General features: G+C 72.4%; 10 protein-coding genes. 7 read left to right on the top strand and 3 right to left on the bottom strand.

Features of this window, described 5'->3' with window-relative positions; all coding sequences use genetic code 11:
• Nucleotides 1-27: 27 nt before the first annotated feature.
• Nucleotides 28-1,386 (bottom strand): peptidase S8, encoded by a 1,359-nt coding sequence (locus P3T41_RS16050; protein ID WP_348533659.1) that lies wholly within the window; start codon nt 1,384-1,386, stop codon nt 28-30.
• Nucleotides 1,387-1,652: 266 nt separating this feature from the next.
• Nucleotides 1,653-3,197: an ATP-binding protein gene (locus P3T41_RS36945; RefSeq protein WP_348533658.1), complete on the bottom strand. Its 1,545-nt coding sequence runs from the start codon at nt 3,195-3,197 to the stop codon at nt 1,653-1,655.
• Between the two features lie 353 nt (nt 3,198-3,550).
• Between P3T41_RS36945 and P3T41_RS16035 the strand changes: the two genes are divergently transcribed.
• The 3 genes from P3T41_RS16035 (at nt 3,551) to P3T41_RS16025 (ending at nt 7,405) form a co-directional block, all read left to right on the top strand.
• Entirely contained in the window at nt 3,551-4,267 is a 717-nt protein-coding gene (locus tag P3T41_RS16035) for a response regulator transcription factor (protein WP_280690523.1), read from the top strand.
• Nucleotides 4,264-5,682, top strand: coding sequence for a HAMP domain-containing sensor histidine kinase (locus P3T41_RS16030; protein WP_280690522.1), 1,419 nt, complete (start codon nt 4,264-4,266; stop codon nt 5,680-5,682). The genes P3T41_RS16035 and P3T41_RS16030 overlap by 4 nt, the downstream gene beginning before the upstream one ends.
• A 301-nt stretch (nt 5,683-5,983) precedes the next feature.
• Entirely contained in the window at nt 5,984-7,405 is a 1,422-nt protein-coding gene (locus tag P3T41_RS16025; RefSeq protein WP_280690521.1) for a hypothetical protein, read from the top strand.
• Between the two features lie 161 nt (nt 7,406-7,566).
• Here P3T41_RS16025 and P3T41_RS16020 read toward each other — a convergent pair whose 3' ends face one another.
• Complete coding sequence (locus tag P3T41_RS16020; RefSeq protein WP_280690520.1) at nt 7,567-8,478, bottom strand: RICIN domain-containing protein; 912 nt, start codon at nt 8,476-8,478, stop codon at nt 7,567-7,569.
• A 291-nt stretch (nt 8,479-8,769) separates the two neighbouring features.
• Here P3T41_RS16020 and P3T41_RS16015 point away from each other — a divergent pair, with 291 nt between their 5' ends.
• The 4 genes from P3T41_RS16015 to P3T41_RS16000 all read left to right on the top strand — a co-directional run bounded on the left by P3T41_RS16015 (nt 8,770) and on the right by P3T41_RS16000 (nt 12,439).
• Nucleotides 8,770-9,525 (top strand): ferric reductase-like transmembrane domain-containing protein, encoded by a 756-nt coding sequence (locus P3T41_RS16015; RefSeq protein ID WP_280690519.1) that lies wholly within the window; start codon nt 8,770-8,772, stop codon nt 9,523-9,525.
• 1 nt (nt 9,526) lies between these two features.
• Entirely contained in the window at nt 9,527-9,994 is a 468-nt protein-coding gene (locus P3T41_RS16010) for an ATP-binding protein (RefSeq protein WP_280690518.1), read from the top strand.
• 142 nt (nt 9,995-10,136) lie between these two features.
• Nucleotides 10,137-12,185 carry an FAD-dependent oxidoreductase gene (locus P3T41_RS16005; RefSeq protein ID WP_280690517.1) on the top strand — a complete coding sequence of 683 codons (2,049 nt, stop codon included), beginning with the start codon at nt 10,137-10,139 and terminating at the stop codon, nt 12,183-12,185.
• Nucleotides 12,182-12,439, top strand: coding sequence for a hypothetical protein (locus P3T41_RS16000; RefSeq protein ID WP_280690516.1), 258 nt, complete (start codon nt 12,182-12,184; stop codon nt 12,437-12,439). Before P3T41_RS16005 ends, P3T41_RS16000 begins: the two co-directional genes overlap by 4 nt.
• Nucleotides 12,440-12,469: the final 30 nt, after the last annotated feature.

Genomic DNA, 12,469 nt, shown 5'->3' with positions numbered 1-12,469 from the left:
GCAGAGGCCGATGTGGGTGTGGCGGTGTCAGGAGGTCGGGGTGCCCGAGATCAGGCCGGTGTTGGAGATCGTCACCCCGCGGCCCGACGCGCCGGTGCCTGCGCCGCCCGCACCCCCGGTGCCCGTGGCCCCGCCGCCGGTGAACGCGCTGGTCCCGTTGGGCGTGCCGAGCCCGGTCGGGCCGTCGTAGCCGAGGCCCGCGGTGCACAGGTAGCCGGGGGAGCAGGACGCGGTGGCGCCGCTGGTGACGTCGTTGAGGGCGGCGGCGTGCGCGTACGGGTAGGCGGCCGGGATGGCGCCGACGGCCGGGGTGCCGGCCAAGGCGTAGACCGCGGCGATGATCGGGGCGGCGACGGAGGTCCCGCCCTCGACGTTCCAGCCGCCGTTGCCGTTGAAGGTGTCGTAGCTCGCGACGCCGGTGGCCGGGTCGGCGACGGCGGCGACGTCCGCGACGGTGCGCTTGGCGCAGCCCTTGTCGCTCTGCCAGGACGGCTTGGGGTCGAAGGCGGAGCAGCCGGAGCCCGCGCCCTCGGAGGGGGAGGTCGACCAGACCGACTCGCTCCAGCCGCGCGCGTTGTTCGCCCGGTTCAGCGCGGTGCCGCCGACGGCGGTCACGTACTGGGACGCGGCCGGGTACTCGACGCCGAAGCCGGAGTCACCCGAGGAGGCGGTGATCGCTACGCCGGGGTGGTTGTAGTACTGGGTGTCCTCGGTGGTCTCCCTCGGCGACTCGGGGCCGCCGTAGCTGTTGGAGACGTATTTGGCGCCGAGTTGGACGGCCGCGTTCACGGCCGTGCCGAGGTCGGTGTCGCTCGCTGAGTTCGCCTCGACCAGGAGGATGCGGCAGTTCGGGCAGATGGCCGAGACCATGTCGACGTCGAGCGACTCCTCGCCGGTCCAGTCGTTGTTCGCGGGTGCCGGCGCGGGCAGTTGGGAGGTCTGGCCGTTCTGACCGACCTTGCTGAAGCAGCCGTCGGCCGCGGTGCAGGCGGGGAGGCCGAACTGCTTGCGGTAGACGGCGAGGTCGCTCTCGGCGTTGGGGTCGTCGTAGGCGTCGACGATGGCGACCGTCCGACCGCTGCTGCCGGCGGAGGCGGCAGCAGCGGCGAGGCCGTAGGCGGACTGCAACTCGCTCGGGCCGTAGCCGGGCACGGCCGCGTTGCGGGTGGCGTCAGGCCGGGCCAACTGCGGCTTGAGGTCGGTACGAACCAGGGCGTTGCAGGAGTAGTGGCCCGGGGAGGCGGGCGGGCAGGCCTCGCGGTAGTGCTGGGCGGCGGCCGCGTCGAGGTGCACGGCGGGGGCGGCGATGACCGCCGCACCGGCCGAGTTGAGCGCGATGGCGCCGCCGGCGAGCAGTCCGGCTATCGAGGAGGCGATCCCCGCCACGCGAACCCTGCGCTTGAGCGTGGGGCGCCTGCGGGACCGCCTGGTCGGGGGCTGCTGAGAGTGTGACAAATCGAGTCTCCTGTCGGACGAGCGGAGCGGGTCCGGTGGGCGTGCCGGTCGGCGACGCGGCATCCTGCTCCGGCAGCGGGGGAGAGGCACGGGCGACCCGAGCTGGTGCGTCATCGGGTCTGCTGGGCCGATCCTAGGGGCGCCGAAACAGTCAAAAGCCGCATAACAGTCGGCAAGAGGAAGCCCTAAGGAACAGCTCACTCTCGCCTTCGGCAGCGCGGGCCATCGCTTGCGACCGGCCTCGACGGGCGACGGGTCGCCGGTTCGGCGCCCAGGCCGGCCAGGGGCTCTTCGACTTCCTCACCCAGCGCCTCGCGGCCTCCCTCACCGCGCGAGCCGGCGCCGGGCTGTGACCAGCGGTCCCGCCGTTCCGCGGCGAGCTCTTCCTGCCGGAGGCGGTTGATCTCGGCCCGGCGTTCGTGGGCGGTGAGCCCGGCCCAGATGGCACCGCCTGCAAGCGCGGGGTTGGCGAGCGTCCAGCTGAGGCACTCGGTGCGGGTGCTGGTCCGGCAGTCGCCGCACAACTGTTTCGCGGTGGCGGTGCGCGCCTCGGCCTCGGGGCCTTCGGGCCAGAAGGTCTCGGGGTCGACGCCGAGGCGCCGGCAGGGCTCGTCGCCGAGCAGCCGAGGAAAGGGGACGTCGGCTCGGGAGGAGGGCCGGGTGGACTCGGTACGCGGAGCCTGGTCACGTCCGGGCCGGCTGCCGGCGTCAGCGCTGGAGACGTGCGCATCGCCGTCCGAGCGGTCGTCCTGCGGGCCCAGTGCGTCGGCACCGGCGGCCGGCAGGACGATCTCGAAGCAGCAACCGCCGCTGACGTTGCGTACGCTGGCTCGCCCGGCATGTGCCTCCACGATTGCCCGGACGATCGCCAGCCCCAGACCGGCCCCGGCGCCCAAGGGCGGGCCGGACGCCGCGCCGCTGGTGTTCAGGACGCCGGCGGAACGGGACGATCCCGCAGTTCGGGTACCGCCGCCTCGCCATCCGGTGTCGAACACCTTTGCCAGTTCTTGTTCCGGTATGCCGCCGCACTCGTCGGTGACGGAGACCACCACTTCGCATGCCAGCTGATGGGCGGCGACCGCCACCACGCCTTCGGCCGGGGTGTGCCGGATGGCGTTGGTCAGCAGGTTGGCCAACACCCTTGCGATCTCCCGGTCGTCCACCTGGACGGGGGCCGGTTCGACGTGCGCGTCCAGCAGCCGCACGCCACGCTCGCGGGCCAGCGGGGAGGCGCCGGCGATGGCGTCGCCGACCAGGTCGTCAACCGAGACCCGGGAGGGCGAGAGGCGCAGCGTGCTGCTCTGGAGGTGGGAGAGCTCGACGAGGTCGTCGACCATGCGGGTGAGGCGGTGCACTTCGGTGCGCATCTGGCCGTAGTAGCGGTGCGGGTCCTCGGCGACTCCGTCCTCCAGCGCCTCGGCCATCGCGCGAAGCCCGGCCAGCGGCGCGCGCAGGTCGTGCGAGAGCCACGAGATGAGCTCATGTCGGGACGATTCCAGGGTCTGGTCCCGTCGGCGGGCCCCGGCCACTGGTGCCTCGTCGGCGCCGACCCGCGTGGGCTCGCCTTCCGCCGGCCAGGTCAGGTTCGCGGACCGGGCACCGGTGCCGGCCGTTCGGGCTTCGCGTGTCAGCGCGCGACTGCCGGTCGTCGACCGCCTGCCCGGCAGTGCGGTGCTCGGGGATGTCAGTGGTGCGGCGCGTTTGATGGAAACGGCCTTGCGCGGGGCGTGGTCGAGGCTCACGGTCGTCGTCCGTTCACGGGTCGGGGTCTGGGTGCTGGTCTGAGCCGGAGTCAGGGCGTCCGCGGTGACGCGCCACGGCACCCGCATGCCGGCGAGCCGTGTGGGCCGGTGCGTGGACCCCGGTAGCGAAGTGATCGCGACGCGTTCTCCGGCGCCACGTCAGATTCCGTGGCGGATAAGGCTTTTCCTTCGGGCAGGACGCCACGAGTGAGAGCGAACCAGGCCGCCATTCCAGCGGTGAGCCTACGGGCGACGCGACGCCGGAGCACCCGGGCACAGAATCCGCTAAGGAAGCCCTAAGCCCCGATTCACCGCCCGTGGACGGGGCCGACGAGTCGGCTACGGTGTGCGCCATGACGTCCGTCCTCGTCGTCGAAGACGACCCCACCATCCGAACGTCCCTGATAGAGATCCTCACCACGCACGGACTTCTGGTGCGCAGTTCTCCCGACGGGTTCGGCGCCCTGCGGGAGATCACCCAGTGGCCACCGGACGCGGTGGTGCTCGATCTGGGCCTGCCCGACCTGGACGGCGCCGACGCCCTGCGGATGATCCGCGGCCTGTCCCAGGTCCCCGTGGTGGTGGCCACCGCCCGCGACGACGACCGGGAGATCATCAAGCTGCTCAACGCGGGCGCCGACGACTACCTGGTCAAGCCGTTCTCCGGTGGTCAGTTGGTCGCCCGGCTGGCGGCCGTGCTGCGCCGCAGCGCCGCCCGCACCGGGGCCCTCGAAGCGGGCGACGTCAGCGTGTTGGGCAGCGGCAACACGCCGCTGGTCACCGGCGAGCTGCGGATCGACCCGATGGCGCGAACCGTTCATCTCGCCGACCAGGAGGTGAGGTTGACCCGGCGTGAGTTCGACCTGCTGGCGTTCCTGGCCCGCAACTGCGGTCGCGTCATCTCCAAGCGCGAGCTCCTCGACGAGGTGTGGCGCCAGCCGTACGTGGACGAGCAGACCGTCGACGTGCACCTGTCCTGCCTGCGCCGCAAGTTGGGCGAACGAGCCTCGCTGCCCCGCTACCTGCACACCGTCCGCGGCGTCGGAGTGAAGCTGGTGTCCCCGCTGTGAGAGCCACCCTGGCCATGGTCGCGCTGCTGGCGACCTCGATGGTGGCCGTGTCGTTCCTGATTCCGCTCGCCCTGCTGCTGCGCACACAGGTGCACGCCGAGGCGACCGCAGCCGCGCAGCAGCGGGCCGCGGTGGCGGTGGCCGCCCTCGCCCAGTCCAGCCAACCTGCTGACCTGGCACCGGTGGTGGCTCGGCTGGACTCCTCGGATCGGCTCTGCCTGCACCTGCCGGACGGGCAGGTCGTCGGCACCCCGCACGCGTCGGCCCAGCTGCTGGGCCAGGCCGTCCAGGACCGGGAGTCCGTCAGCCGTGACGTCGCCGGCGGGTGGGAGTACCTGCAACCGGTCTTCCTGAACCTCGACCGGGTGGCTGTCGTCGAGGAGTTCGTGCCGCGGGCAGAGCTCACCCGGGGCGTGACCCGCGCCTGGGCGGTGATGTCACTTCTGGCGCTGGGCCTGGTGATCGGCTCGGTGCTGGTGGCCGACCGGCTCGGTGCGCGGGCGGTGCGGGCGTCGCGCCGGCTCGCCCACGCCTCGGCGGCACTGGGGGCCGGCAACCTGGACGTACGGGTGGAGCCGGCGGGGCCCACGGATCTCTACGAGGCCGGCCTGGCGTTCAACTCCATGGCCGACCACGTGAAGCAACTCCTCGCGACCGAACGAGAGTTGGTCGCTGATCTGTCGCACCGGCTGCGGACGCCGTTGACCGCGCTGCACCTCGCGGTCGAGCAGATCGGCCCGGTCCAGGGGGCGGAACGGGCAGCCGCGGCGATTCACCATCTCGAGGCCGAGCTGGACTCGATCATCCTGGCCGCCCGGACACCGCTGTCCACCCGACCGGCGGGCCCGAGCGGCGAGATCGGGCGTCGGGAGGGCGGCGCCCGCTCCGAGCAGTCCGCCGCCCCGTCATGCCAGGTGGCCGAGCTGGCCGGACACCGCGTCGGCTTCTGGTCGGTGCTCGCCGAGCAGCAGGGCCGCGCGTGCGCCTTCGAGGTGACCGACGAACCGACGCCCGTTCGGCTGCCGGAGGACGACCTGGCCGCGGTCGTCGACGCCCTGGTCGGCAACGTCTTCCGGCACACGCCGCAGGGGACCGACTTCGCGGTGAGCGTGCAGCGGACGGCGCAGAGCGTCGTCCTGGTGGTCGAGGACGGCGGGAGCGGCATCGAGGACCCGGCCGGCGCGCTCTCGCGCGGGGTCAGTACGGGCGGGTCCACCGGCCTCGGGCTGGACATCGCCCGCAGCGCCGCCGACTCGACCCGCGGTGACGTGCGGATCCTGCGCAGCCCACTGGGCGGAGCGCGGGTGGAGGTGATCCTCGGCCTGGCCTCCGATCCGCGCCGGGTTCTCGGCCGGCCGTGGGGTCACCGGCGCCGAAGGGCCGGGGAGGCCCGGCGCGTCGCCCGGGGAGCCTGAGCGGCTCCGCGCTGTCCGGGAACTTTCGGTTCCGCTGAGGAGCACCTCAGCTGCGGCTTCGGCGCAGGTGTCGGGAAGCTCACCGGGCGGCCCCGAAATCGCGGGTGAGGGAAACCTTATGCGTTGGTTAGAGGCTCTCGTTGCCTGCGATTTCAGCCCCGAGCCGTTCATACGATCAACGGTGTCGGCAAGTGGTTCCGGACCGAGACCGACCTGCCTTTCCCCAGCACCGACATCGGCCAAAGGATCTCGTATGCCTCGACCGTCAGGAAAGCACCATTGCCCGTCCCGACGTGGCCGGGTGACCAACTGGAGCCTCGCGCTCGGGGGCGTGCTCGCCGCCGGCGCCTCGCTGCTCAGCGTCTCCTTCGCCGACACCGTGCCCACCGCTCCGCCGGTCGTCCTGTCCGATCCGAACTGCACCCTCACCGTGCCGGCCGACCCGCTCACCGCCCGAGGGTTGGCCACCCCCTACACCCTGACCGCCACCGATCCCGCGAAGGGCCCCTGCCACGAGTCGAACGCCGACCAGGCGGCGTTCGTCCAGGCCACCGTGCTCGACCCGGTCAGCGGCGCGGTCGCGGTCTACGACCCCCTGGTCATCGACAAGGGCAGCGAGCCCGCCGCCGCTCCGGTGCGCCCCGCGCTGCCGGAGCGGGCGGTGGTCGGCATCTGGGTCAGCTTCAACGGAGCCGCCCTCCGGCTGAACGGTCAGACCGCCGCCGGGAAGTGCGCCGGCCGATCCGCGAAGCAGCCGTTCAGCCAGTTCGCCTCCTGCAACGGCTCCGCGTTCTTCGCCGCCGCGACGGCCGCGGAGCGCGCCGGAAAGCTCACCGTTCCGCCGCTGGGCACGGCCCGTGACGGCAAGCCCTGCCCGACCACCCGCGACCTGGGCCTGGTCGACCAGGACCGCGCCGGCAACGTCACCACCGAGTACCTGACCACCGCACACGGCCGGACCGCGCAGAAGACCGCCGCGAACTCCGGGCGGCTGCACGACGGTGCCCTGATCCATGGCGGCGTCGCGCCGCTCAACGGCAGCGACAACGTGCTGCTGGACACCTTCCAGGACCCGGCACTGGGCTGCACCCCGTGGATGGCCCCCGACCTCGCCGACCCGGGCAGCAAGGCCACCGCGGTCGCCCTCGACGAACTCCAGGCGGCCAACTTCCAGGCGTCACCGATCGCGTTGGTCCCGCTCGGTGGCCCGCTGGGCCCCGGGGCCGGGCAGCAGAACCAGGGGCAGACGACGCGCTACGTCGCCGACGGAACACTGCCCCGCGACAGCGCCGGCGCACGCCGCGACCTGACGGCGTACTGCACGGACCTGGCCACCTTCGGTGCCCAACGCCTCAACCTGGACCGGACGTTCACCGCCGGGGCGGCGTCCCCGCAGGCAGCTCGGAGCCTCTTCGACTTCCTGACCCAGCGCCTGGCCGCCTCGCTGGCCAGCCTCGGCTGCCCGCCGGCCGACCCCACCCCCGGCCCGACCGCGGAGCCCACCGCCACGCCGGGCACGACCAGCACGCCGAGCGGCAGTGCGATGGCGACCAGCACGCCGCCTGCCACCACGGCACCGACCGTCGCACCGCGTCCCACTGGGACGCCGACCCCCACCACGACGCCGAGCCCGAGCGCGGCGCCGAACCCGACGCCGACCACGGCGCCGAGCCTCGCCAGCTCACCGATCCCGACGATCACGGCCTTCGGCAGCCACTGGTAGGCCGGTGGCCACACCTCTGGATCGGGCCGGACCGCTCCCCTGGGTCGCATACCTTCACCGGGTCGGCTGGACGGACCTCCGGCCGACCCGTCAGTACGGCACCCCTGTAGCCGCGCCCCCTGCTCCGGGGGATCGTCTTCGCGCCGTGCCCGGCGCCGACTTCAGCGGCTCACCGCGCTCGGCTGGCTGTCGCAGGTCCACAGCTGAAGCGGGGCACCATTGTCGGTGTACCCGTTCAGTACGTCCAGGCACAGGCCGAACTCGGCACTGACCAGGCCGCCGTCCGGCCGGACGTGCCACTTCTGGTTGTCGGCACCGGTGCAGGAGTTCGCCACCAGCCGGGTACCGGGCTGCGCGGGGTCCTCCGCAGGAGCCAGGCAGAGCGTGCCGCCCTCGGTGCTCAGCTCGGCGGCGGCGGTGAGGGCCCACTGCTGACTCGCACGGCCGTCGCAGGACCAGATTCCCACCTCGTTCCCGCCGGTCGTGACGTCGAGGCAGCGGCCGGACGCCGGCTCGACCAGCACGGCGGCGGGCACCGGGGCCGCGGTGATCGCCGGCGGGGGCTGGCTGACCGGCGGCATGCTGACCGGCTGCGTGGGTGCGGCTGGAGTGGGTGCCGCGGGCGTGGGTGCGGCGGGCGTGGGTGCGGCTGAGACGGGCGCGGCCGGCACGGGAGCGGTGGGTCCGGACGTCGGCACGGCGGGCTGCGAGCCGTCCGGCCCCGGGGAGGGATCGCCGAACACGGCGACGGGCGTCCCGCCGGACTGGACGGCGGTCGGCGTGGTCAACGCGACGAGCTGGACGCTCACGGCGGCCGCCGCGGCCAACGCCACCAGGGCCATCGCCCCGGCGGCCCAGGGCCGGCGCCGGCCGCCGCCGACCGCCAGCAGGGCCCGGCGGCGGCCGCGCTGTTCCGCGTCGGTCGACTCGGCGGAGCGGACCGACGCCACGGACGGGAGAGGAGCGGTCTCCCACTCCGAGCCGGCCCGCGCCGGCACTCGTACGCCGTCCGCGTAAGGCGGTACACGGAGCTGCCAGTCGGCTTCCGGATCCGTCCGGTTGTTGCCTGTCATTGGCCCAACTCCTTCTCCTGGCGCGGAAGTACACGGCGCCGATGCGCGGTCTTCACGACCGCCTACGTGCTCGATCGTAGGAGCTGACCAGGGCCGAAGGGCCCCACCGCACGACCCCCTAAACATCGCTTAAGGTCCCGCTCACCCGGTCCGCCCGTCGTCCTCGGGTCAACACAGGCTTAGGGGTTGGTGAGACGCTCCTGTGCTCCGGGATTTCCGTCTCGCGACGATCCTACGATCGGTGTCGCCTTCCTCGGCACGACCGCAAGACCCTTACGGAGCAAGGAATCCATGACCTCGATTTCCGATGCTGTGCCGACCCTCGACGCCAAGGGCACGCTGCCCGGCGATGTCCGGGTGCGACTGCGCCAGGCCGTCCTGGTGCTCGTGGTGGCGGTGGCGCTCGTCGCGGTGCTGTCGCTGGTCTTCGCTCAGCCGGCATCGGCGGCGACCCCCATACCGGGCTCGCCGTTGGACGCCTACGACCGGCGGATTCCGTACGACACGGGCGTCCACGAGATCGCTCGCCTCTTCGCGATCATCTCCTACACGCTGATGGTGGCGACCGTCCTGCTCGGCATCGTGCTCCGCATGCGCTACTTCCAACGCAACGTCAACCGCAAGACGGTGTACGGGGCACACATGACCCTCGCGCTCTCCGCGTTGATCTTCGGAGCGCTGCACGGTGTGACCTTCTGCTACCAGAGCGTCTGGGACATCAGCACCGTCAACCTCCTCGTTCCGTTCACGGGCGGTCTGCAGCGGGTGCCGGTCGGTTTCGGCGTGCTGGGCACCGAACTGGCCATCGCGGCCGGGTGCTCGGTGTGGCTACAGCAACGACTCGGCTACGCGAAATGGCTGAGGCTCCACCAACTCGCCTACCTCGCCTTCGGGTTGATCTGGCTGCACATCTTCACCGTCCATCCGGAGCCGCGCCACGTCAACGTCGTCGCGGTCGGGGTCGCGGCAGGCGCCCTGGCCTGCCTGTTGGCCTTCCTGATCCGGGCACTGCCTTCCACCTCCAGGCTCCGCCAAGAGAGGCCGTGAGATGGCCACCGGCCACCGCGCCGTACACTCCCTCCGCACCCTGTACTCCTGGACCGCCGACGAGCCGAACCCGACGGCCCATGCCCGGCGTCGCCTGCGCGACGCCCTGACCGGTCTGCGCCTTCCCCCGGAGAGGGTCGAGGACGCCCTGGTCATGGCGAGCGAACTCACCGCCAACGCGCAGTGCCACGCCACAACTCCCTGCCTGTTACGGCTGATCCTCACCCGAGCCGCCGTCATCGTCGAGGTCCACGACAGCGACCCCCGGCAGCCGGTCCTCCCCGTGCGCGTCGACGGCGCGGGCACCCTCGATCCCGAGGACGACGACGTCGACAGCCGGTTACCCATCCTCGCCGAGAGCGGTCGCGGACTGCAGATCGTCGACGCCCTCTCCCAGGGCCGCTGGGGATTCCGGTCGGCGCGCCTGGGGAAGGCGGCCTGGTTCGTGCTCGCCAGCGCGGTCCGCTGACCTGGCGGCCGGCCGGCGGCTCAGCAGAACCTTATGGCTTGGTTAGCGACTCCCGCCGCCCCGGACTTTCGCCTCGCAACGACTCTACGATCCGTCAAAAGCCCTGCCAGGGGCTCTTCTCGAGCGATTTGGACTCCACCCGATGACTATCCCGGCCATATGGTCGAACGAAGCATGGTGGCCGCAGGACGAACAGCGTCAGCAGGAACAACGGCCGCCGCAGCAGACCTCCCAGGCCCAGGGGCCATGGCCTGCCCAGGAACCGTGGGCCGCGCAGCAGACCGTGCAGCCGTGGGAGCAGTGGCAGCCGCAGAGCGTGCTCGACGCCTGTCAGCCCGCTTCCGCCCCGCCCGCCGAGTGGTCCCCCTGGTGGACCGAGCCCCAGCAGTGGGTCCCCGGCCACGACCAGCAGGTCCCGTTCGCCGGCACGATGCTCTCGTACGTGCCCGCGTACCCGGTCCCCACCTACCCGGTCCCCACCTACCAGGTCCCCACGGACGAGACGCCCGGCTACCCGATGCCCGCGCTCGAACTCGAGGCAGCGCCCGCACCCGAACTCGGCTTCGACCTCGGGCTCGAGACCGACCTCGACCTCGAGCTCGAGCCCGAAGCCGGGGCGGACCTGGAGCGCTGGCTGGAATACACCCCCGAGGAGTTCCTCCCCAAGCTCGTCGACGAGGCCGAGCCGGTGAAGGTCAGCGTGGACAACAACCGCTGCCACATCTACGGCATCTGCCAGCAGGAGGCACCCGAGGTCTTCCGGATCTCCGAGGGTGGTTCGCTGCACTACACCGGTACCGTGCCGGCGGAGTTCGCGGCCCAGGCCCGCCAGGCGGTCCGCTGCTGCCCGATGCAGGCCATCGCCATCCGCGGCGGTTCGCTGCCCGGCCCGGCCCGCCGTTCGCGCGGCGCCGCGGCGAGCCGGGACGGCTACCGGCGGATCGTGGTCGCCGGGGGCGGGCTGGCGGGGCTGAGCGCGGCGAGCCGGCTGCGCGAACGGGGCTTCGACGGCGAACTGGTCCTGGTCGGTGAGGAGGCGCGCCGGCCCTACAGCCGACCGCCGCTGTCCAAGCAGTTCCTGGCCGGCGAGCTGGTCGAGGACGATCTCACCTTCCGGGCCGACGAGTCCCTGGACGCGCAGTGGCTGCTCGGCACCCACCTGCTCGGGCTGGACACCGAGCGGCGGACCCTGGAGCTCCGCGGCGGCGAACGGCTTCCCTACGACGGCCTGGTGATCGCCACCGGCGTCGACGCCAGGCGGCTGCCCGAGACTCCCGTCGTCAGCGACCGGGTCCGCACGGTCCGTACCGTAGCCGACGCGGTCGCCGTCCAGCAGGCCATGCAGGAGGCTCGGGCCCACCACGTGGTGGTCCTCGGCGGCGGCTTCGTCGGCTGCGAACTCGCCTGCACCGCCCGCGAACACGGCATGGACGTGACCCTGGTCGTGCACAGCGCGCCGCTGCTGCGCCGGGTGCTGGGCGGCAAGCTCGGCGAGGTGGTCGGGCGCATCCAGGCCCGGGCCGGGGTCGACGTCCGGCTCAGCACACAGATCAGCGAGTGGACCGACACCGGCGCCGGACTGCGCCTTCGGCTGGACGACGGAGAGGTGATCGACGCCGACTTCGTCGTACTGGGACTGGGCAGCGTGCCCCGCACCGAATGGCTGGGCGGCAGCGGACTGGACATCTCCGACGGCGTGCTCTGCGACGAGACCTGCCACGCCGTGGACCTGACCGGCCGGCCGATCCCCGGCGTGGTGGCGGCAGGCGATGTGGCCCGGTGGCCCAACCTGCGGTTCGACGCCACGCCCCGGCGGGTGGAACACCTGATCCACGCGGTCGAGATGGGCCAGCACGCCGCCGACGCCCTGCTCCAGGGCCCCGCTCAGGCCGCGATCTTCACTCCGGTCCCGCGATTCTGGTCCGAACAGCACGGCAGGCGCCTGCAAGCGGTCGGGATGCCCGCGCTGGGAGATCGGATGGAGATCGTCGAAGGGTCGCTGCGCTCCGAGAACTTCGTGGCCGCCTATCACCGCGACACCCCACAGGGCAGCCAGCTGGTGGCCGCCGTCGCGTTCGACATGCCCCGCCAACTGCTCGGCTACCGCGACCGGATCGGCCGCACCGAGCGTCCCGACCGCACCCGTCCGCTCACGCGGTCCTCGGCACCGGCCGTCAGGAGGCGCCGATGAGCCGGCGACGATCCCGTCGTGGCCGCGGCTCCGCCCGGTCCCGGTCCCGGCGGACCGGCAGCCTGCTGCACCATCTGCTCAGCAAGCCCGCCCGAAGGAACGTCCGGTGGCGCTTCATCGCCACCGTCATGGTCGTCACGACGGGCCTCTACCTACAGGTCATGCTGACCGCGCCGCCGATGCCGCCCAGCAAGGCACCGGTGCCCGGCAGCAGCAGCGTCGCGCCGCAGCCCGCGGACGACCAGAACACCTGAGGACCACTCCTCTGGTCAAGCTGTGCGGGC

The organism is Kitasatospora sp. GAS204B, from assembly GCF_029892155.1.
GTDB lineage: Bacteria > Actinomycetota > Actinomycetes > Streptomycetales > Streptomycetaceae > Kitasatospora.
Note: the sequence above shows the minus strand (reverse complement) of the source record. Positions and strands in the feature narration are given on the sequence as shown.

Bases quoted from the DNA above. Each gene is read 5' to 3' on its own strand.
- P3T41_RS16035 (WP_280690523.1), top strand. From the start codon at position 3,551: ATGACGTCCGTCCTCGTCGTCGAAGACGACCCCACCATCCGAACGTCC.
- P3T41_RS16020 (WP_280690520.1), bottom strand. From the start codon at position 8,478: ATGACAGGCAACAACCGGACGGATCCGGAAGCCGACTGGCAGCTCCGT.
- P3T41_RS16015 (WP_280690519.1), top strand. From the start codon at position 8,770: ATGACCTCGATTTCCGATGCTGTGCCGACCCTCGACGCCAAGGGCACG.
- P3T41_RS16010 (WP_280690518.1), top strand. From the start codon at position 9,527: ATGGCCACCGGCCACCGCGCCGTACACTCCCTCCGCACCCTGTACTCC.
- P3T41_RS16005 (WP_280690517.1), top strand. From the start codon at position 10,137: ATGACTATCCCGGCCATATGGTCGAACGAAGCATGGTGGCCGCAGGAC.
- P3T41_RS16000 (WP_280690516.1), top strand. From the start codon at position 12,182: ATGAGCCGGCGACGATCCCGTCGTGGCCGCGGCTCCGCCCGGTCCCGG.